Consider the following 19,699-nt stretch of genomic DNA (forward strand, 5'->3'; position numbering starts at 1 on the left):
GCAAGAATTCTTTTGCTGGTGGAAATTTCATTTCCATAGGGAGGAATTATGATGAAATTTGTTACATTTCGTCTTCCTTCGAAAGAAATGCGAGCTGGGTGGCTTGAAGGTGACAAAGTAATCGATATGAATCTTGCTAGTGACGGAAAAGTCCCTTCCTCTATGCTCGCCTTTTTAGAGAAAGCGGATGAGTATGTAGAGTTGCTGCGTAATAGTAAGAATCCAAACAAGGGTATATATTCCTTAGAAGAAGTACAATTGACAGCTGTTATTCCTAATCCGGGTAGCATTCGAGATTTTTATGCATTTGAACAGCATGTAAAAACAGCTCGCGGACGAAGAGGACTAGATGTTGTACCTGAATGGTATGATGTCCCGGTTTTTTATTTTACTAACCATCGTGCTGTTATTGGTCCAGATGATTTTGTAATTGGTCCGAAGAAGTCTAAAAAGCTTGATTATGAATTAGAGATTGCTTGTGTAATCGGAAAAGAAGGAAGGAATATTTCTCGTGAGCAAGCAGAGGAATATATTTTTGGTTATTGTATTATGAACGACTGGAGTGCAAGAGACTTACAAGCAACAGAAATGAAGGTAGGGCTTGGACCAGCAAAAGGAAAAGACTTTGCAACTTCATTAGGAGCGTATCTCGTTACGAAAGAGGAATTAGACATTTATCGTAATGGTAATCGATATGATTTAGAGATGACTGCTCACGTGAATGGGAAACTATTATCAAAGGGAAATTTCCAAGATATTTACTATACGTTTGCTGAAATGATTGAACGTGCTTCACAAGACGTGACCTTATATCCGGGAGATGTGATCGGTTCTGGAACAGTAGGAACAGGATGTATTTTAGAACTTGGTACAGAAGAGTGGCTACAAGATGGAGATGTTGTAGAGCTGTCGATTACTGGTTTAGGTACGTTACGTAATACGGTCAAAAAAGACATGAAAGCAGGTGATGGGCATGTTTTATCGTCACATGGGGGAGCTACCTCATAAACGACATGTACAATTTCGTAAAAAAGATGGAGCGCTTTATCGTGAACAGGTAATGGGAACGAAAGGTTTTTCTGGTACGCAGTCTATTTTGTACCATCATTATATGCCAACGGAAGTAGGTCATGCGGCAGTATCTCATTCTTGTCAGTTGCAGTATGAAGAAGATGTAGCTCTTGCACATCGTCATTTTCGCACGAAAGAAAATAAAAAAACGGGCGATGCAGTAAGCGGAAGAAATTTTATGCTTGGGAATGAGGATTTATTAATTGGAGTAGTGACTCCGACAGAAAAAATGGACTATTTCTATCGTAATGGCGATGGCGATGAAATATTATTTGTTCATTATGGAACAGGAAAAATCGAAACAATGTTCGGAACGATTCACTATAGAAAAGGTGATTATGTAACGATCCCAATTGGAACGATTTATCGTGTTATTCCAGATGAAGGAGAGACTAAGTTTCTTGTTGTAGAGGCGAATAGCCAAATTACAACACCACGTCGCTATCGCAATGAATATGGGCAATTGTTAGAACATAGCCCGTTTTGTGAGAGAGATATTCGTGGCCCGGAAAAATTAGAGACATATGATGAGAAAGGTGAGTTTGTCGTAATGACAAAGTCGAGAGGATATATGCATAAGTATGTTTTAGGGCATCATCCGCTAGATGTTGTTGGGTGGGATGGTTATTTATATCCGTGGGTCTTTAATGTGGAGGATTTTGAACCAATTACAGGCCGTATTCATCAGCCACCACCAGTACATCAAACATTCGAAGGGCATAATTTCGTCATTTGCTCTTTCGTACCGCGTTTATACGATTATCATCCAGAATCTATCCCGGCACCGTATTATCATAGTAACGTGAATAGTGATGAAGTACTGTACTATGTAGAAGGAAACTTTATGAGCCGAAAAGGTGTGGAAGAAGGGTCTATTACACTTCATCCGAGCGGAATTCCTCATGGGCCGCATCCTGGGAAAACAGAGGCAAGTATCGGAAAGAAAGAGACGCTTGAATTAGCCGTTATGATAGATACATTCCGTCCGCTTCGTATTGTAAAACAAGCACATGAAACGGAAGATGAAAAGTATATGTATAGCTGGATTGAAGATGGTTCATATACTGTGAAATAAGCAAAAAGAGGCGTGCTCAATAAAGGAGCACGCCTCTTTAATATGTATAATGACACCAAAATAAGGTGATAGAAAGATTCTCAGAAAGAATAATAAGGATATTGTATATTCCGAAAGATTTCTACTTATTTCGACAAAAGTATTGACGAGAAAAAGTGTTATGAGTAAAATGAAAAAGCGAATTAAAAATTTTCAGAAAATTTAAAACTTGGAGGAGTGGACGATGAAGCAAATTTTTCAAAAGAAGCCTATTGCAAAATTAATGCAAGAAAGTAAGCAAAAAACGTTAGCGAGAACATTGGGCGCACTGGATTTAACTATGCTTGGAATCGGAGCGATTGTTGGAACTGGTATTTTCGTTCTTACAGGCGTAGTGGCAGCAAAACATTCTGGACCAGCTATTATATTATCATTCGCGATAGCCGCATTAGCCTGTGCCTTTGCTGCATTTTGTTATGCTGAATTTGCTTCTTCAGTTCCTGTCTCGGGTAGCGTATATACATATACGTACGCGACGATGGGAGAAGTATTCGCGTTTTTAATTGGTTGGGATTTAATGCTTGAATATTTACTTGCTACATCTGCTGTAGCAAATGGATGGTCCGCTTATTTTCAGTCTTTACTAAAGGGATTTGGGATTCATATTCCGACCATTCTTTCTTCGGCCCCAGGCACAGGAAAAGGTGGAATAATTGATTTGCCTGCAGTCTTAATTATTTTAGTGATGACAGCTCTTTTATCTAGGGGTGTTCGAGAGAGTGCACGTGTAAATAATATTATGGTATTTATTAAAATAGCAGTTGTTCTTATTTTTATCTTTGCTGGTTTTAATTATGTGAAGCCTGAAAACTGGACGCCTTTTATGCCATTTGGTTTAGATGGTGTAATGGCTGGGGCTGCTACAGTATTCTTCGCATTTATAGGATTCGATGCAGTTTCAACAGCTGCGGAAGAAGTGAAACGTCCACAACGTGATTTACCAATCGGCATTATTGCATCGTTATTAATATGTACAGTTCTTTATATCGTTGTTTCACTTATTCTGACAGGAATTGTTCCATACGGACAGCTGAATATATCAGATCCAGTTGCTTTTGCACTTCAATTTATTGGACAAGATGGTTTAGCGGGGGTAATTTCAGTAGGGGCAATCACAGGGATTACAACTGTAATGCTAGTGATGATGTATGGGCAAGTTCGTGTTTCATATGCGATGAGCCGTGATGGGTTATTGCCAAAGCGTCTGGCTAAGGTTCACCCGAAATTTAAAACACCGTTTTTAAATACATGGACAACGGGTATTATTGCAGCATTGATTTCAGGATTAATAGATTTAAATGTATTGGCACACCTTGTAAACATGGGGACATTGTCAGCCTTTGCACTCGTAGCTGTTGCGGTTATTGTGATGAGAAAGACTCATCCGGATTTACCAAGAGCATTTAAGGCGCCACTCGTACCATTTTTACCAGCGTTAACAGTAATTTTCTGTTTATACTTAATGCTTCAATTATCAGGGACAGCGTGGATTAGTTTTGGAGTATGGATGGTTATCGGTATAGCGGTTTACTTCTTATATAGTCGAAAACATAGTGTTTTAAATAATAGTAAAAAAGAAGATGATGTAGCGAATTTATAAGTGGAAAAATCCATTCTAATTCTGTTAGAATGGATTTTTTTATTTGAAAATTTACATTTTTCTGAATCTATTATAAGATAATTGTTGGTCAACTAAAGGGGTGAAAATATGAAAAATACATGGCGTGAGCTAAGGGAAATGGATCGTAACGTATGGATTCGATTTATCGGTGAGACATTGAATGGAATTGCGATGATGATGTTAATGCCTTTTTTCGCATTATATTTAAAGGATAAGGTAGATTCTTTATTACAGGTTGGAGTTATTATGGCGCTTTCTCCAATTGCTGCAAGCTTTGGATCGCTTATAGGTGGAAGAATTGCTGATATATATGGAAGAAAGCCGATTATGATATTTTCAATGGCAAGTAATGCATTATTAATGCTCGGTTTTTTATTTATAGAAGGGTTTATTTCATATGCAATTTTATCTGTTTTTTTAGGATTAAGTAATTCTTTATTTCATCCAGCTGCATCAGCGATGGTTGCAGATGTGACCGCGCCAGAAAAAAGAACCGAAGCATATGGTTTATTGCGAATGGGACACAATATAGGTGCTGCAATCGGTCCAATAATGGGTGCATCAGTAGTGGTGTTGTCAAAGAATCTTGTGTTTATTATTGCCTCTTCTACGATGCTATTTTATGCATTACTTGTACTAATTCTTATCCAGGAGACAATGCCAAAAGCAGCAGATAAAAAAGAAGAGAATGCAGAGAAGGAATCAGGTGCAGTTTGGAAAGTTTTAATGAGAGATAAGGCGTTAATGATTTATTTGTTAGCAGGTATCATTATTTCTATGGGATTTTCTCAAACAGAAGGCATGTTACCACTTCACTTTGATAATGAAATGAAGGACATTTTTGGAGTTAACAATCCATACCCGTATTTAATGGCGCTAAATGGACTATTAGTTGTGTTGTTCCAGTTTCAAATTTCAAAATGGGCGACAGATAAACCTGTCGGAAAGACGATGTTATACGGGGCGTGTTTGTTTGGAATTGGTTTGTTTTTTATAGGGTGGTTACCGAAGTGGTTTGGAGAATTTAATACAAATGCTACAATTATTTTAGTGACGTTAATGTTCGTGTATGCCATATATACGTTAGGCGAGATGATTATGTCGCCTGTACAGATGACGTTTGTAGCGAATTTGGCCCCTGAGCATTTGAGAGGAACTTATATGGGAGCAGCGAGTTTGCAGTGGATTACGGGAAGTGCATTTGGTCCACTTCTTGGAGGTTTTTTATTAGATAGATTACTCGGACATTTCTTATTTACAATTTTAGGTGTAGGATGTTTAGTTGCAGGTATTGTATACGTTTCTTTAGATCGCCTCGTGGAACAAAGGCAAAAGGACACACTAACCAAGCAATCTTCTTAATAAAATAGGTGACATACACAAAAAGGGGATTTCTACATATTTTAGGTACATAACTAGATTAGGTTGCCATTTCATTTTGTGTAGTTGTGAAGAAAATGAAATAGAAAAGTGTAGAAATCCAATAAGTGGTGTCATTTAATTATTTGTGGAAGTTACATTTTATTTCAAATAGGAACTACCTATTTTTATAAAAAGTGCTAAAATAGAAAAATGAAAACAATTGGTTAGGGTGATTTAATTGACGAAAATTAAATTAGGTTTATTATATGGTGGAAAATCAGCTGAGCATCAAGTTTCGTTACAGACGGCTCTTGCTGCTATTAAAGCGTTAAATCAAGATAAATTCGAGATTCATCCGATTTATATTACAGAGCAAGGTCAATGGGTACGCGGTGAGCGTATTGAAGGTGAAGTAACGGATGTTGAAGCTTTAAAAATGAGCGGTGCAGAAAATTCGATTTCTCCGTTATCATTAAGCACGGAAATTATTCCATCTGCAACTTCTGAGGAAGATGCTATCGACGTTATTTTTCCATTACTACATGGACCAAATGGTGAAGATGGAACGGTTCAAGGGTTATTAGAATTAATGAACATTCCTTATGTAGGAAATGGTGTTCTAGCATCATCTGCCGGTATGGATAAAGTTGTTATGAAAAATATCTTTGCAGAAGCTGGTTTGAAACAAGCGAAATATGCATCTTTCATTCGTAGTGCATGGGAAAAAAATCGCGAAGAAGCTTATGACAAAGTAGAAGAGAAGTTAGGGTATCCTTGCTTCGTAAAACCAGCAAACCTTGGTTCAAGTGTTGGTATTAATAAATGTAAAAATCGTGAAGAACTTGAGAGTGCATTTGAAGAGGCATTCCAATTCGACCGCAAAATTATTGTAGAAGAAAATATCGTAGGTCGTGAAGTAGAAGTTGGTGTACTAGGTAACGATGAACCGAAATGTTCAGTTGTAGGTGAAATCGTACCGAAAAAGGACTTTTATGATTATAAGTCGAAGTACATCGATGGTGATACAGCGTTAATTATTCCAGCTGAAATGACAGAAGAAGAGTCTAATGTAATTAAGCGAGATGCAATTGTTGCATTCCAATCTTTAGATGGTGCAGGCTTAACACGAGCTGATTTCTTCTTAACGAAAGACGGAGAAGTATATATTAACGAAGTAAACACAATGCCAGGATTTACGCCGTTTAGTATGTTCCCTCTATTATGGCAACATACTGGATTACCATATCCAGAATTAATCGAAGAGCTAATTCGTTTAGCGATTGAACGTCACGAAGAAAAACAAAAAATTAAATATACAATATAACAAAAAAGGAGGAAGCACTATTCGAAGGAATAGTGCTTCCTCTATGTAAGGAGTGTTTTCATGATTAATCGAACGTTAAAACAAGTAGAACAGATGATAAATGGTACGGGATTAGCAGAGCAGTATGAGGGAATTACTATACAGGGAGTGTCTATTGATACGAGAAAAATCGAAAAAGGAAATTTATATGTTCCGATTCAAGGTGAACGTTTCGATGGACATGCTTTTGTAGATAAAGCTGTTGAAAATGGAGCTGTTGCTACATTATGGATGAAAGATGTAGCAAATCCGCCTGAGAATCTTCCAGTTATTTTTGTAGAAGATACACTATTGGCATTACAAATGTTAGCGAAAAACTATCGCGATCAATTGGATGTTAAAGTTATTGGTGTGACAGGTAGTAACGGTAAAACATCTACGAAAGATATTGTAACAAGCCTTCTTGCGACTAAATTCAAAGTTCAAAAAACAGAAGGTAATTTCAATAACCATATCGGTTTACCTCTTACTATTTTAAACCTAGAAGAAAATACGGAAGTTGCTGTATTAGAAATGGGTATGTCAAGCCGAGGAGAAATTGAATTCTTATCTAAGTTAGCTCGTCCTAATGCAGCTATCATTACGAACATTGGTGAGGCGCATTTAATGGATTTAGGCTCTCGTGAGGCAATTGCAGAAGCGAAATTAGAAATTGTGGCAGGATTACAAGAAGGCGGAGTGTTCGTATATAACGGAGATGAGCCATTATTAACAAATCGTGTTCCTGAAATGAATTTAGCGACGGAAACAGTAACATTTGGTGATGCGAGAGCAAACGATTACTATCCAACGACTGTAACATTACAGGCAACTGGCACACATTTTAAAATGAATAGAGAAGAAAACATTTCATTCTATATACCAGTGTTAGGGAAACATAATGTGTATAATACACTTGCTTCCATGGCGATTGCGAAACATTTTGGTGTGACATGGGAAGAAATGAAACAAGGTTTAGTAACACTTCAAATGACAGGTATGCGCATGGAGATTGTAAAAAAGGATAGTGGGTTAACAATTATCAATGATGCTTACAATGCAAGTCCGACAGCTATGGAAGCAGCATTCCATTTAATGAATGGTTTAGATGGTTTTTCTCAAAAAATCGTCGTGCTTGGTGATATGTTAGAGCTTGGAGACCAAGAGGTTCAATTTCATTATGAAGTAGGTAAATTAATTGACCCAGCAAAAATCTCATATGTATTCACATATGGTAGATTAGGGGCTCAAATTGCTGAGGGAGCGGAAATTAATTTCCCTGGTGAACGTGTAAAGGCATATCATAATAAAGAAGAGCTTGTAAAAGATTTACAGGTGGTAGTTGGTAATAACGATGTTGTATTAGTTAAAGCATCTCGTGGTATGAAATTAGAAGAAGTTATTACGATGTTGAAATAATTGGTGAATATAAATAGGGATGATAGTCACGAAAATAGAAGAAACTTATAATAAGCGCTTACAGAGGATGTTAAAAAATAAAAGTGAAGAAAAAAAGTCCTGAATATGAAAATAAGGTAACAGTTGGGTTTGCTTTTTGCACATACAAAACTTATAATTGATAAAGTGTAATAACGTTTAAAAGTATTTTCGTGTAGAAATACGCCCGTTTATATACGTGAGCATTCAGGAAAAGGGCTTTTCCGCCAATTCGGAAAATGCCTTTTTTTAAATGATAAGTATAGGATAGAAAAGGAGAAGTAACATTGACAACATTTCGAGAATTAGGATTAAGTGAATCTTTATTGCAATCTGTTGAAAGTATGGGCTTTGAAGAGGCTACGCCGATTCAAGCTGAAACAATCCCACATGCATTGCAAGGTAAAGATATTATTGGGCAAGCGCAGACAGGTACAGGGAAAACAGCAGCATTTGGATTACCGCTATTAGATAAAGTAGATACTCGTAAAGAAGCAGTTCAAGGTATTGTTATCGCGCCAACGCGTGAATTAGCAATTCAAGTTGGAGAAGAGCTATACAAAATTGGTAAACATAAACGCGTTCGTATTTTACCAATTTATGGTGGTCAAGATATTAACCGCCAAATTCGTGCTCTAAAAAAACACCCACACATTATTGTTGGTACGCCGGGTCGTATTTTAGATCATATTAACCGTAAAACACTTCGCCTACAAAACGTTGAGACTGTTGTTCTTGATGAAGCGGATGAAATGTTAAACATGGGCTTCATTGAAGATATTGAAGCAATTTTAACAGATGTGCCAGAAACACATCAAACATTATTATTCTCAGCGACAATGCCAGATCCAATCCGTCGTATTGCTGAGCGTTTCATGACTGAGCCTCAACACATTAAAGTAAAAGCAAAAGAAGTAACAATGCCAAACATTCAGCAGTTCTATTTAGAAGTGCAAGAAAAGAAAAAGTTTGACGTATTAACGCGCTTACTAGATATTCAATCTCCAGAGCTTGCGATCGTATTCGGTCGTACAAAGCGTCGTGTTGATGAATTATCAGAAGCATTAAACTTACGTGGTTATGCAGCAGAAGGTATTCATGGTGACTTAACACAAGCGAAACGTATGTCTGTATTACGTAAATTTAAAGAAGGTGCTATTGAAGTTCTTGTTGCAACAGATGTTGCTGCGCGTGGTCTTGATATTTCAGGCGTAACACACGTATACAACTTCGATATCCCACAAGATCCAGAATCATACGTTCACCGTATCGGTCGTACTGGCCGTGCAGGTAAAAAAGGTATTGCAATGTTATTTGTAACACCACGTGAATCAGGACAATTAAAAAATATCGAGCGTACGACAAAACGTAAGGTTGACCGTATGGAAGCACCGACACTTGACGAGGCACTAGAAGGTCAACAACGTTTAATCGCTGAAAAACTTCAAAGCACAATTGAAAATGATAACTTATCATACTACAAGCGTATTGCAGAAGAAATGTTAGAAGAGAACGACTCTGTAACAGTAGTAGCTGCTGCTTTAAAAATGATGACAAAAGAGCCAGATACAACACCAATCGCTTTAACATCAGAACCACCAGTTGTTTCAAGAGGTGGCGGTTCTAAAAAACGCGGTGGTAACGGAGGCGGATACCGTGATGGTAACCGTAATCGTAGTCGTGATGGACGCAGTGGCGATGGTCGTAACCGTGACCGTAACCGTGATGGACGCAGTGGCGATGGTCGTAACCGTGATCGCAATCGTGATGGTGGCCGTGATGGTAACCGTGGTCGTAGAGGTGAAGGTCAAGGTCGCCCTGGATCTTCTTCAAATGGACGCGGCGAAAGAAAACATCATAGCCGTCCACAAGCTTAATAAAAAAAGAGAATGCCCTTTGTTGGCATTCTCTTTTTTTATTTCTAAAATTGTACATACTACATAATAACTCATGTAGAAAAGAGGTACGATATGCTTGTAAGGCTTGGGTATGTTGCGATGAGTGTGCATTTGAAGAACGCATCTCCATCTCAAACGATGACATATGCACAGTTTCAACGGATTGATGATCGAGAGGCTGCGATTCGTAAACTTGAAAGAATCGCTAATTCGAATTTGGAAAATTGCTTGCGGTTATTAAAGCATAATAAGGGGCATGATATATCTTTCTTTCGACTTAGTTCTAAGCTTATTCCTTTAGCGAATCATGAGGAGTTGTTAGAGTGGAACTATATTCGTCCATTAAAAGAAAGTTTAAAAGTGCTAGGTGAATACGCAATTCGTATGAATATGCGTATTGATTTCCATCCGGATCACTTTGTTGTACTAAATTCACCGGAGGAAAGTATTTTTAAACAGTCAGTAAAAACTTTGCAGATGCACAAAAAAATGTTAAAAGGTATGGGGATTGAACATAAGCAACGATGTGTATTACATGTTGGAGGAGGTTATAAAGATAAAGAGCTCGCATTAGAACGCTTTATAGAAAATTGGTCTAACGTTCCAAGGGGTATTCAAGAAATGATCATGTTAGAAAATGATGATACAACCTTCACGCTAGCGGAAACATTGTATTTAGGAGAAAAATTAGACATTCCGGTCGTGTTTGATTTGCATCATCATACGATGAACAATGAACGAGAAGATTGGCATGAAGATTGGGCGCGTGTTGTTCATACGTGGGAAACATCTTTGTTACCAGTTAAAATGCATATCTCCAGTCCTAGAGATGAGAAAGACCCGAGGGCACACGCTGATTTTATTGATGTTGATGCATTCTTATCTTTTTTAAGAAGGATTAAGGGAAGTGTTGGGCAAATTGATTGTATGATTGAGGCGAAGAAGAAGGATGAGTCTTTATTTCAACTCATGAGAGACTTAAGTAAACAAATAGATGTGGAAATTATCGATGGTGCGAGCTTTTACATTAAATAAGCTCAGCACCATCGAATTTTTTTGTTAAAAAAGGAGTTAAAATACCACCGGTTATTAATCCTGCTAAATGGCTTATAGGATTGGCGAAAGGATTAAAGAAAGTAAATAATAGTAATATAAGTATCATGATTGAGAAAATAGCAATTTCTTTTGAGTGTGAAGGGCGGTATCGATTGTACAATAAAAATAGTTGGGCGCCTAGTAACCCGAAAATACCACCAGATGCTCCTGCATGAATGTATTCAGGAGGCATAATGATATAAGAAGCGATATTTCCGGAAATACCGGGAAAGAAAAATAGAATGATAAAAGAAATGTGTCCGAGTTGTTTTTCGATAGAAGAGCCAAGAATAAATAAGCAAATACTATTAGAAAGAAAATGTTGTAAGTCCACGTGTACGAGCAGAGAAGTTATGACACGCCACCATTCTCCTTTAGTGATATATTCATTGTTAGCTGCCATTGGAAAGAGAAAGAAGTCGTCTAACATCATCATGACTAGTTGAATAAGAAGTAAAGAGAGGATGATTGGATTTAAGGAAATGCGAGTGGGTCGTATTAGCATGTTGGTAGTATCACTCCTTTTGCATCAGAATGATTCTCTGTTATTCTTACAATATGAAAGAAGAAAGTTAAATAGAAGAAGGGGATTTCGAAATGATTATAGGGATTGGAATAGATATTATTGAATTAAATCGAATTGAAAAAATGCTAGATGGAAAGCTTAAATTTATGGAACGTATTTTAACTGAAAGTGAACGTAATGTTGCTATGGAACTGAAAGGGAGTCGCCTTATAGAGTTTGTAGCGGGAAGATTTGCAGCGAAAGAGGCGTATTCAAAAGCGGTAGGCACTGGTATCGGGAAAGAAGTGAGTTTTTTAGATATTGAAGTGAAAAATGATGATAGAGGTAAGCCGCTTCTTATTGCAAATACAGAGCATATTGTTCATTTATCAATTAGTCATAGTAAGGAATTTGCTGTTGCACAAGTTGTTTTAGAAAGCTCGTCACGCTAGTCTGCATATTTCATATCCTTGTCTCATATATTTGAGGTAGCGATAAGGAAGGTACACCTTCCATTCATTTATAGGGGCAAAGGGGCTGAAGTGATGAAAAGGCGTCTGTTTTTAGTTCTTGTCGGTTTATTGACCGTTTTTGTGTTGGCGGGCTGTATGGAAAAGAAACAAGATGATGTCGTGAGAGATTTAGAAGCGAAAGTGAAAGGGATGAAAAGTTATCAAGCTGAAGCGAAATTAACTATTAAAACAGGGAATGAGCCTCAGGAGTATAACGTGGAAATTTGGCATAAAGAACCTTCTTTTTATCGTGTGAATTTACAGAATGCAAAAAAAGATCAGAGCCAAATTATTTTAAGAAATGAAGAAGGGGTATTTGTATTAACGCCAGCGCTTAATAAGAGTTTCCGTTTTCAAAGTGATTGGCCGCAAAATAGTAGCCAGGCCTATTTATATGAATCACTTGTAAGAGATATTTTGCAGGATAAGAAAAACCTTACTTTCGAGAAAACAGATAAATATTATATTTTCAAAACAAAAACAAACTATCAACATCAAAATATGTTACCGAAACAAGAGATTGCATTGAAGAAAAGCGATTTAACACCAGTTTCGGTGAAATTAATGGATAATGATCAAAATGTTCTTGTGAAAGTAGATTTCTCTAAAGTGAAATTCGATGCGAAATTTGATAAAGGTGCATTTGATACGAAACAAAATATGTCTAGAGCGCAAGTAGATGTTCAAACAACAGCGAAAGAAGACAAACCATTTGCTATTTTGTATCCGCGTGATACGCCGCAAGGCATGACTCTGAAAGACGAAAAAGAGTTGAAGACAGACAGTGGCAAGCGTGCGATACTCACATACACTGGAAATAAGAAATCCTTTACCTTAATACAAGAAAAGGCAAAAGTTGCAGAGGCTTCGTCAGCGGTAAGTGTAAGTGGAGAGCCGGTTGATCTTGGGTTTACGATTGGTGCATTGACGAAAGAATCTGTAACGTGGTCACATAACGGAGTAGAATATATGCTCGTGTCTAAAGGTTTAGAGCCGAATGAGTTGTTAATGGTAGCTCGTTCAGTTACAGCGAAGCAGGTGAAGTAAACTTCTTAGACGTGGTGATATATGTGCACCACGTCTTTTCTTAGTTTGAAGGTGGATTTCATAAAAGAAGCATATAAAAGAATAAGCTTCGCATATCGTGTATAAGGAAGTGTATTTATGGAAGAAGCGTCATTTTACCGTGATACTTGGGTGGAAGTGGATTTAGATGCGATTTATAACAATGTTACGCATATTAAAGAGTTCATTCCGAGTAATGTTGAGATTTTTGCTGTAGTTAAAGCGAATGCATATGGGCACGATTATGTACCGGTGGCTAAAACGGCATTAGAAGCAGGTGCAACAAGATTAGCAGTTGCTTTTTTAGATGAAGCCTTAGTTCTTAGAAGGGCTGGTATTACCGTACCAATTTTAGTGCTAGGTCCTTCCCCGCCTCGAGATATAAATGTAGCTGCTGAAAATGATGTAGCATTAACTGTTTTTCAAAAAGAATGGGTGGAAGAAGCCATCAAACTATGGGATGGTTCATCTATAATGAAATTCCATATTAATTTTGATAGTGGTATGGGGAGAATTGGAATACGCGAACGCAAAGAATTAAAAGAATTCTTAAAGAGTTTAGAAGGTGCACCATTTTTAGAGTTAGAAGGGGTATATACGCATTTTGCAACAGCAGATGAGGTTGAGACTTCGTATTTTGATAAGCAATATAACACGTTCTTGCAGCAGTTAAGTTGGTTGAAGGAATTCGGAGTGGATCCTAAATTTGTCCATACAGCTAATAGTGCTGCAACTTTACGTTTTCAAGGAATTACATTTAATGCAGTACGAATTGGTATTGCGATGTATGGATTATCCCCATCTGTAGAAATACGTCCTTTTCTACCATTTAAATTAGAACCGGCGTTATCATTGCATACGAAAGTTGCTCATATTAAACAGGTGATTAAAGGGGATGGAATTAGTTATAACGTCACTTACCGAACAAAAACTGAAGAATGGATTGCAACTGTTGCGATTGGATATGCAGATGGCTGGCTTAGAAGATTACAAGGATTTGAAGTGCTTGTGGATGGTAAAAGAGTACCGATTGTAGGGAGAGTAACAATGGATCAATTCATGATTCATCTTCCTTGTGAAGTCCCGCTTGGTACGAAAGTTACACTCATTGGACGACAAGGTGATGAATATATTAGCGCTACAGAGGTTGCTGAATATTCCGGGACTATTAATTATGAAATTATTGCAACGATTAGTTTCCGTGTGCCGAGAATATTTATACGACATGGTAAAGTTGTAGAAATCATCAATTATTTGAATAATATATAGAAGATCATCTAATTTGCTTCTTGTCATTTAAGTGAGCTTTTTATTGATGGAGAATATGCTCTTTTTTGATGAGAAGCTTTTACTTATAATCACTTTTAATATAAGTTTTGCAGAGGAATTCTTTTGTTCCTTGTTTAAAATAAGATGAAAAATAATAGAAGATGAATGTTTTTCCTGTGAATTGGAAAACATAAGCAAGGAATAAGGAAGTCTTTGCAACAGGCTCCATACAATGGTATTATTACAATAGGTGTCATATATATATTTGGGTGTGTAGTTGACGGTGGAGGTGTATTTTTGTGTCCGAATCAAGTGTAACTACTGAAATCGTGGTTCGGTTGCCAAAGCAAATGGTAACGGAATTGGACGGAATTGGAAAACAAGAGAATAAGAATCGCCATGAACTAATTTGCCAGGCAACACAACTGTTATTGCGTCAACATAAGACGAAGAAACGCTACCAACATGAATCAATGCGACGTGGGTACATTGAAATGGGAAAAATTAATCTTGGTATTGCATCTGAAGCTTTCTTAGCAGAGTATGAAGCAGCTCATACGGTAGAACGCTTAGTAAGCGGGGGGTAATATTTTGATTGTAAAACGCGGCGACGTGTATTTTGCAGACCTTTCCCCAGTTGTTGGTTCTGAGCAAGGAGGCGTTCGTCCGGTTCTTGTCATTCAAAATGACATCGGAAATCGTTTTAGTCCAACGGTGATTGTAGCGGCTATTACTGCACAGATTCAAAAAGCGAAATTACCCACTCATGTGGAAATTGATGCGAAAAAGTATGGATTTGAGAGAGATTCTGTTATTTTACTTGAGCAGATTCGAACAATCGATAAGCAACGCTTAACGGACAAAATCACTCATTTGGATGAAGTGATGATGATTCGTGTAGATGAAGCGTTACAAATTAGTTTAGGACTAATAGATTTTTAAATCGGCAGTTTAAGTTGCTCTCTTTGAAGGGCAACTTTTTTTATTATAGAGGAGGTTACGGTTGTATATGGAAATGGTAGATAATCGACAAGCGTTAATGAAAATGTTAGTGAAAGAATTAGGCTTTACCGAAAAGCAAGTTCGTCATGTTATTCAATTAACAGAAGAAGGTAACACAGTTCCATTTATTGCTCGTTACCGAAAAGAATGGACAGGCTCTTTAGATGAGGTGCAAATTCGTGCAATCTTAGAGAGATGGCAATATATGATGCAGCTTGAAGATAGGAAAGAAGAGGTTCTTCGTCTTATTGGTGAAAAGGGTAAGCTAACCGAAGAGTTGCGCCGTCATATTGTTGCCGCAACGAAACTACAGGAAGTAGAAGATTTATATCGTCCTTATAAAGAGAAAAGAAGAACGAAAGCGACGATTGCAAAAGAAAAAGGATTAGAACCGCTAGCTGAATGGTTATTGTTATATAAAAAAGAAGATCCGGCTAAAAAGGCTATGGAATTTGTTAATGCAGAAAAAGAAGTGGAATCTGCAGAAGAGGCGTTGCAAGGTGCGCAAGACATTATTGCAGAAATCGTTTCAGATGAAGCTGCGTATCGTAGTTGGATTCGGAATGTTACTTTTAGAAAAGGTGTTATGTCTTCGGTTGTAAAAGACGAAGAAAAAGATGAAAAGAATATATATGAAATGTATTACAGTTATGAAGAACCGTTGCAGAAAGTAGTACCGCATCGTGTATTAGCGATGAATCGCGGTGAGAAAGAAGATATATTGAGAGTTTCTGTTGTTCCACCAGTAGATGAGATAATAACTTTCTTATATAAGAAAGTAATCCGTGATAACGATTCAAAAAGTGCGCATTATGTACAATTAGCGATTGAGGATGGTTATAAACGATTAATTCAATCTTCGATTGAAAGAGAAATTCGAAAAGAATTAACAGAAACAGCTGAAGAACAAGCGATACATATTTTCTCTGAGAACTTACGTAATTTATTATTACAACCTCCAATGAAAGGGAAGGTTGTGCTAGCCGTAGACCCTGCATATAGAACTGGTTGTAAATTAGCTGTAGTAGATGATACGGGGAAAGTTCTATATATCGATGTTATTTATCCGCATCCACCTGTTCGTAAATATGATGATGCAAAAAAGAAAGTTCTTTCTATTGTAGATAAATATCAAGTTGAAATGATTGCAATTGGGAACGGCACAGCTTCTAGAGAAACGGAAGAGTTTATAGTAGATGTATTACAAAGTGTGAAACAGGATGTTTTTTATATTATTGTAAATGAAGCAGGGGCAAGTGTGTATTCGGCTTCCGATTTAGCTCGTGAGGAATTCCCTGATTTCCAAGTTGAAGAAAGAAGCGCGGTTTCAATTGGAAGACGCCTGCAAGATCCACTTGCTGAGCTCGTGAAAATTGACCCTAAATCGGTAGGGGTGGGGCAATATCAACATGATGTAACTCAAAAGAGATTAAATGAATCGTTAACATTTGTGGTAGAGACAGCAGTTAACCAAGTTGGTGTGAATGTAAATACAGCTTCAGTTGCATTGTTACAATATGTTTCGGGGTTATCAAAAACAGTTGCGAAAAATATTGTAGCTAAGCGTGAGGAAGATGGGAAATTTACGAAGCGTACTGAATTAAAGAAAATCCCTCGTTTAGGCGCGAAAACATATGAACAGTGTATTGGGTTTTTACGTATATTAGAAGGCGCGAATCCGTTAGATCGTACAGGGATCCATCCAGAACAATATAAAAATGTCGAATTGCTACTAAAGAGTCTAGGGTTATCGAAGAATGATGTAGGGAAACCGAACTTGCAGGAGAGTTTAGAGGGAGTGGATGTTTCTAAATTATCTCAAGAGACGGAGATCGGTGAGCCGACATTGGTTGATATTATTGATGCCTTAATTAGTCCAGAGCGAGACATGAGGGATGAATTGCCAAAACCACTTCTGAAAAAAGGGATTTTGAAATTAGAAGATTTACAGCGTGGTATGGAACTGGAAGGGACAGTTCGTAACGTTGTTGATTTTGGTGCTTTTGTTGACATTGGTGTAAAACAAGATGGTTTAGTGCATATTTCTAAATTAAGCAAACAGTTTGTAAAGCATCCATTAGATGTTGTATCTGTAGGGCAAATCGTAAAAGTATGGGTAGATGATATTGATACAAAAAAAGGTCGTGTTGCATTATCTATGTTACCGATTGAATAGTAAGAAAAGAGAGCAGATAAAACTGCTCTTTTTTTTATGGAGTAGAAAATGTAATGGATCATGAGCTTTGATGTATTTTGCTATAATAAAACCAGCATTCATTTAGCAATTTAATTTGATACCGGTTTTTTTCAAAATATGCACGTTGCATTTGTTTTTTTAGCCATGTAGGCATAGGAATCCCTCCTTGTATAATCCTACTCTCAAAAATTTACCTTTGTAGTTAAGGTACTATTGACGAGAGGTTGGTGAGTGGATTTCTATTAATGTCGTATTTTTAGAAACCACGCTTCTTAAATGAGGATGGGTATATGTACTATTTAATATATGTATAGGAAGGGAGAAAAGTGTAAAAATATTTTTTTGTTTAGGAGGAATGAGAATGCATGAGAAAGAAATTCAGCAGCTAGTGGAAGAAGTATCCCTACGATACTTCGGGATGCCATTCTTACATAAAGCGATGTTTAATAATAGATTACGTACAACTGGTGGACGTTATCTATTGAAGAGTCACAATATCGAACTGAATTATCGATATTATGAAATGTATGGTAAAGAAGAATTAGTCGGGATTATTAAACATGAACTTTGTCATTATCACTTGCATATTACAGGGAGAGGATATAAGCATCGGGATAGGGATTTTCGTGAACTATTAAAAAAGGTAGGTGCACCACGTTTTTGTAAGCGAATGATTAATGAAGAGAAGGAAAAGAAGGTTTATATGTATGAATGTATGGAGTGTTCGCTTCAATATGTAAGAAGACGTCAAATAAATACAAAAAGATATGTCTGTGGAAAGTGTAAGGGAAAACTAAAACCGGTAGCGAAAACATCTTGACAGTGAAAACGCAATCCAGTATATTATAAACATGTCACGTTTGTGCAAGATATTGTTAAAAAACATCTTGACTTACGATGAGAAGTTTTATAAGATACAAATTGTCTTCATTATTCCGCAGTAGCTCAGTGGTAGAGCTATCGGCTGTTAACCGATCGGTCGTAGGTTCGAGTCCTACCTGCGGAGCCATACAGAGAAGTACCCAAGTGGCTCAAGGGGCTCCCCTGCTAAGGGAGTAGATCGCTAACGCGGTGCGAGGGTTCGAATCCCTTCTTCTCTGCCATACATATTGGCCCGTTGGTCAAGTGGTTAAGACACCGCCCTTTCACGGCGGTAACACGGGTTCGAATCCCGTACGGGTCACCACTTTGGAGGATTAGCTCAGCTGGGAGAGCACCTGCCTTACAAGCAGGGGGTCGGCGGTTCGATCCCGTCATCCTCCACCATATAAATTTATATGAATAGTATTATCGCGGGGTGGAGCAGCACGGTAGCTCGTCGGGCTCATAACCCGAAGGTCGCAGGTTCAAATCCTGTCCCCGCAACCAAATGGTCCCGTGGTGTAGTGGTTAACATGCCTGCCTGTCACGCAGGAGATCGCCGGTTCGACCCCGGTCGGGACCGCCATTTTAACTTCTGCTACATAGCAGTTGTTTTTTATTGGACATTATGGTACAATAACATTTGTCTTTAAAAAGAAGATAACTATTTCATTGGGCTATAGCCAAGCGGTAAGGCAACGGACTTTGACTCCGTCATGCGCTGGTTCGAATCCAGCTAGCCCAGCCATTTACGAGCCATTAGCTCAGTTGGTAGAGCATCTGACTTTTAATCAGAGGGTCGAAGGTTCGAATCCTTCATGGCTCACTTTTGTTTTTTTCGCGCGGTCGTGGCGGAACGGCAGACGCGCTAGGTTGAGGGCCTAGTGGGGGAAACCCCGTGGAGGTTCAAGTCCTCTCGGCCGCATCGGAAAAAATCTTAAAAAAGTACTTGCATTTGAAAGTGTAGTATGATAAGATGATTGAGTCGCCAAAAGACAACGACGAAAAAACATCATGAATAAGCGCCCGTAGCTCAATTGGATAGAGCGTTTGACTACGGATCAAGAGGTTAGGGGTTCGACTCCTCTCGGGCGCGCCAATTACGGGAAGTGGCTCAGCTTGGTAGAGCACCTGGTTTGGGACCAGGGGGTCGCAGGTTCAAATCCTGTCTTCCCGACCACGCGGGTGTAGTTTAGTGGTAAAACAAGAGCCTTCCAAGCTCTGGTCGAGAGTTCGATTCTCTTCACCCGCTTTTAGTTCTTTGAAAACTGAACGAAACAAACAACGTGAAACGTCAATTTTTATTTTTAGATGCTAGACAAACTAACTTTATTGGAGAGTTTGATCC

The 19,699-nt window shown here is 37.9% G+C and carries 17 protein-coding genes and 12 tRNA genes; 27 read left to right on the top strand and 2 right to left on the bottom strand.

Translation table 11 applies throughout. From position 1 onward, the window contains the following. Positions 1-51: 51 nt before the first annotated feature. The 8 genes from JDS81_RS24190 (at position 52) to uvsE (ending at position 10,880) form a co-directional block, all read left to right on the top strand. Positions 52-1,008 (top strand): fumarylacetoacetate hydrolase family protein, encoded by a 957-nt coding sequence (locus JDS81_RS24190; protein ID WP_000674026.1) that lies wholly within the window; start codon positions 52-54, stop codon positions 1,006-1,008. Then, positions 974-2,146 (top strand): homogentisate 1,2-dioxygenase, encoded by a 1,173-nt coding sequence (locus JDS81_RS24195; protein WP_097953582.1) that lies wholly within the window; start codon positions 974-976, stop codon positions 2,144-2,146. The genes JDS81_RS24190 and JDS81_RS24195 overlap by 35 nt, the downstream gene beginning before the upstream one ends. Positions 2,147-2,369: 223 nt before the next feature. Further along, entirely contained in the window at positions 2,370-3,785 is a 1,416-nt protein-coding gene (locus JDS81_RS24200) for a branched-chain amino acid transporter BcaP (RefSeq protein ID WP_000809353.1), read from the top strand. Between the two features lie 108 nt (positions 3,786-3,893). Continuing rightward, positions 3,894-5,168 carry an MDR family MFS transporter gene (locus JDS81_RS24205; RefSeq protein ID WP_000799751.1) on the top strand — a complete coding sequence of 425 codons (1,275 nt, stop codon included), beginning with the start codon at positions 3,894-3,896 and terminating at the stop codon, positions 5,166-5,168. Between the two features lie 238 nt (positions 5,169-5,406). Further along, on the top strand, positions 5,407-6,492 hold the full coding sequence (locus JDS81_RS24210) for a D-alanine--D-alanine ligase (protein ID WP_000161430.1): 1,086 nt from the start codon (positions 5,407-5,409) through the stop codon (positions 6,490-6,492). A 60-nt stretch (positions 6,493-6,552) separates the two neighbouring features. After that, positions 6,553-7,929 (top strand): UDP-N-acetylmuramoyl-tripeptide--D-alanyl-D-alanine ligase, encoded by a 1,377-nt coding sequence (gene murF / locus JDS81_RS24215; RefSeq protein ID WP_097953581.1) that lies wholly within the window; start codon positions 6,553-6,555, stop codon positions 7,927-7,929. Between the two features lie 305 nt (positions 7,930-8,234). Beyond that, entirely contained in the window at positions 8,235-9,824 is a 1,590-nt protein-coding gene (cshA, locus tag JDS81_RS24220) for a degradosome RNA helicase CshA (protein WP_000206605.1), read from the top strand. 93 nt (positions 9,825-9,917) lie between these two features. After that, positions 9,918-10,880, top strand: coding sequence for a UV DNA damage repair endonuclease UvsE (uvsE, locus tag JDS81_RS24225; RefSeq protein ID WP_087971138.1), 963 nt, complete (start codon positions 9,918-9,920; stop codon positions 10,878-10,880). Here uvsE and JDS81_RS24230 read toward each other — a convergent pair. Beyond that, entirely contained in the window at positions 10,873-11,445 is a 573-nt protein-coding gene (locus JDS81_RS24230; protein ID WP_097953580.1) for a rhomboid family intramembrane serine protease, read from the bottom strand. The two genes, uvsE and JDS81_RS24230, sit on opposite strands and share 8 nt — an antisense overlap. Positions 11,446-11,537: 92 nt before the next feature. On the opposite strand from JDS81_RS24230, the gene acpS reads away from it, so the two are divergent. The 6 genes from acpS to JDS81_RS24260 all read left to right on the top strand — a co-directional run bounded on the left by acpS (position 11,538) and on the right by JDS81_RS24260 (position 17,469). Further along, on the top strand, positions 11,538-11,897 hold the full coding sequence (acpS, locus tag JDS81_RS24235) for a holo-ACP synthase (protein ID WP_000583421.1): 360 nt from the start codon (positions 11,538-11,540) through the stop codon (positions 11,895-11,897). A 156-nt stretch (positions 11,898-12,053) separates the two neighbouring features. Continuing rightward, positions 12,054-13,004, top strand: a complete 951-nt coding sequence (locus JDS81_RS24240) for a LolA family protein (RefSeq protein ID WP_002059179.1) — start codon at positions 12,054-12,056, stop codon at positions 13,002-13,004. Positions 13,005-13,121: 117 nt separating this feature from the next. After that, the gene (alr, locus tag JDS81_RS24245) at positions 13,122-14,291 is read left to right on the top strand and encodes an alanine racemase (RefSeq protein ID WP_097953579.1); all 1,170 of its coding nucleotides are present in this window, start codon (positions 13,122-13,124) and stop codon (positions 14,289-14,291) included. Positions 14,292-14,590: 299 nt separating this feature from the next. Next, positions 14,591-14,878, top strand: coding sequence for an antitoxin EndoAI (locus tag JDS81_RS24250; protein WP_000004570.1), 288 nt, complete (start codon positions 14,591-14,593; stop codon positions 14,876-14,878). A 4-nt stretch (positions 14,879-14,882) separates the two neighbouring features. Then, positions 14,883-15,233, top strand: a complete 351-nt coding sequence (ndoA, locus tag JDS81_RS24255; protein ID WP_000635963.1) for a type II toxin-antitoxin system endoribonuclease NdoA — start codon at positions 14,883-14,885, stop codon at positions 15,231-15,233. A gap of 67 nt (positions 15,234-15,300) precedes the next feature. Then, positions 15,301-17,469, top strand: coding sequence for a Tex family protein (locus JDS81_RS24260; protein WP_142312932.1), 2,169 nt, complete (start codon positions 15,301-15,303; stop codon positions 17,467-17,469). A 58-nt stretch (positions 17,470-17,527) separates the two neighbouring features. Here JDS81_RS24260 and cmpA read toward each other — a convergent pair whose 3' ends face one another. After that, a complete protein-coding gene (cmpA, locus tag JDS81_RS24265; protein ID WP_001143642.1) occupies positions 17,528-17,644 on the bottom strand; it encodes a cortex morphogenetic protein CmpA in 117 nt (38 codons plus the stop codon). A gap of 207 nt (positions 17,645-17,851) precedes the next feature. Between cmpA and JDS81_RS24270 the strand changes: the two genes are divergently transcribed. From JDS81_RS24270 to JDS81_RS24330, 13 genes are all read left to right on the top strand, one after another. Next, a complete protein-coding gene (locus JDS81_RS24270; RefSeq protein ID WP_000544526.1) occupies positions 17,852-18,310 on the top strand; it encodes a SprT family protein in 459 nt (152 codons plus the stop codon). Between the two features lie 114 nt (positions 18,311-18,424). Next, positions 18,425-18,499, top strand: a tRNA-Asn gene (locus JDS81_RS24275). A gap of 3 nt (positions 18,500-18,502) precedes the next feature. Next, positions 18,503-18,593: transfer RNA gene (locus JDS81_RS24280), tRNA-Ser, on the top strand. Between the two features lie 8 nt (positions 18,594-18,601). Beyond that, positions 18,602-18,676: transfer RNA gene (locus JDS81_RS24285), tRNA-Glu, on the top strand. A 4-nt stretch (positions 18,677-18,680) separates the two neighbouring features. Then, positions 18,681-18,756 (top strand) — tRNA-Val (locus tag JDS81_RS24290). 25 nt (positions 18,757-18,781) lie between these two features. After that, positions 18,782-18,858 (top strand) — tRNA-Met (locus JDS81_RS24295). A 3-nt stretch (positions 18,859-18,861) separates the two neighbouring features. Further along, positions 18,862-18,937 (top strand) — tRNA-Asp (locus tag JDS81_RS24300). An 87-nt stretch (positions 18,938-19,024) separates the two neighbouring features. Next, positions 19,025-19,099: transfer RNA gene (locus tag JDS81_RS24305), tRNA-Gln, on the top strand. A gap of 5 nt (positions 19,100-19,104) precedes the next feature. Then, positions 19,105-19,177, top strand: a tRNA-Lys gene (locus tag JDS81_RS24310). Between the two features lie 16 nt (positions 19,178-19,193). Continuing rightward, a tRNA-Leu gene (locus JDS81_RS24315) sits at positions 19,194-19,276 on the top strand. Positions 19,277-19,373: 97 nt separating this feature from the next. Continuing rightward, a tRNA-Arg gene (locus JDS81_RS24320) sits at positions 19,374-19,450 on the top strand. 4 nt (positions 19,451-19,454) lie between these two features. After that, positions 19,455-19,531, top strand: a tRNA-Pro gene (locus tag JDS81_RS24325). A 1-nt stretch (position 19,532) separates the two neighbouring features. Beyond that, positions 19,533-19,603 (top strand) — tRNA-Gly (locus JDS81_RS24330). The last annotated feature ends 96 nt before the right edge of the window (positions 19,604-19,699 follow it).

Source organism: Bacillus cereus group sp. N31 (assembly GCF_016483245.1).
GTDB classification, from domain to species: Bacteria; Bacillota; Bacilli; order Bacillales; family Bacillaceae_G; genus Bacillus_A; species Bacillus_A toyonensis.

What these genes read in the sequence shown, in the direction of transcription:
- JDS81_RS24200 (WP_000809353.1), top strand. Translation starts at nt 2,370, where the DNA reads ATGAAGCAAATTTTTCAAAAGAAGCCTATTGCAAAATTAATGCAAGAA.
- JDS81_RS24240 (WP_002059179.1), top strand. Translation starts at nt 12,054, where the DNA reads ATGGAAAAGAAACAAGATGATGTCGTGAGAGATTTAGAAGCGAAAGTG.
- JDS81_RS24205 (WP_000799751.1), top strand. Translation starts at nt 3,894, where the DNA reads ATGAAAAATACATGGCGTGAGCTAAGGGAAATGGATCGTAACGTATGG.
- JDS81_RS24190 (WP_000674026.1), top strand. Translation starts at nt 52, where the DNA reads ATGAAATTTGTTACATTTCGTCTTCCTTCGAAAGAAATGCGAGCTGGG.
- alr (WP_097953579.1), top strand. Translation starts at nt 13,122, where the DNA reads ATGGAAGAAGCGTCATTTTACCGTGATACTTGGGTGGAAGTGGATTTA.
- JDS81_RS24260 (WP_142312932.1), top strand. Translation starts at nt 15,301, where the DNA reads ATGGAAATGGTAGATAATCGACAAGCGTTAATGAAAATGTTAGTGAAA.
- murF (WP_097953581.1), top strand. Translation starts at nt 6,553, where the DNA reads ATGATTAATCGAACGTTAAAACAAGTAGAACAGATGATAAATGGTACG.
- JDS81_RS24195 (WP_097953582.1), top strand. Translation starts at nt 974, where the DNA reads ATGTTTTATCGTCACATGGGGGAGCTACCTCATAAACGACATGTACAA.
- acpS (WP_000583421.1), top strand. Translation starts at nt 11,538, where the DNA reads ATGATTATAGGGATTGGAATAGATATTATTGAATTAAATCGAATTGAA.
- JDS81_RS24230 (WP_097953580.1), bottom strand. Translation starts at nt 11,445, where the DNA reads ATGCTAATACGACCCACTCGCATTTCCTTAAATCCAATCATCCTCTCT.
- JDS81_RS24270 (WP_000544526.1), top strand. Translation starts at nt 17,852, where the DNA reads ATGCATGAGAAAGAAATTCAGCAGCTAGTGGAAGAAGTATCCCTACGA.
- cmpA (WP_001143642.1), bottom strand. Translation starts at nt 17,644, where the DNA reads ATGCCTACATGGCTAAAAAAACAAATGCAACGTGCATATTTTGAAAAA.
- uvsE (WP_087971138.1), top strand. Translation starts at nt 9,918, where the DNA reads ATGCTTGTAAGGCTTGGGTATGTTGCGATGAGTGTGCATTTGAAGAAC.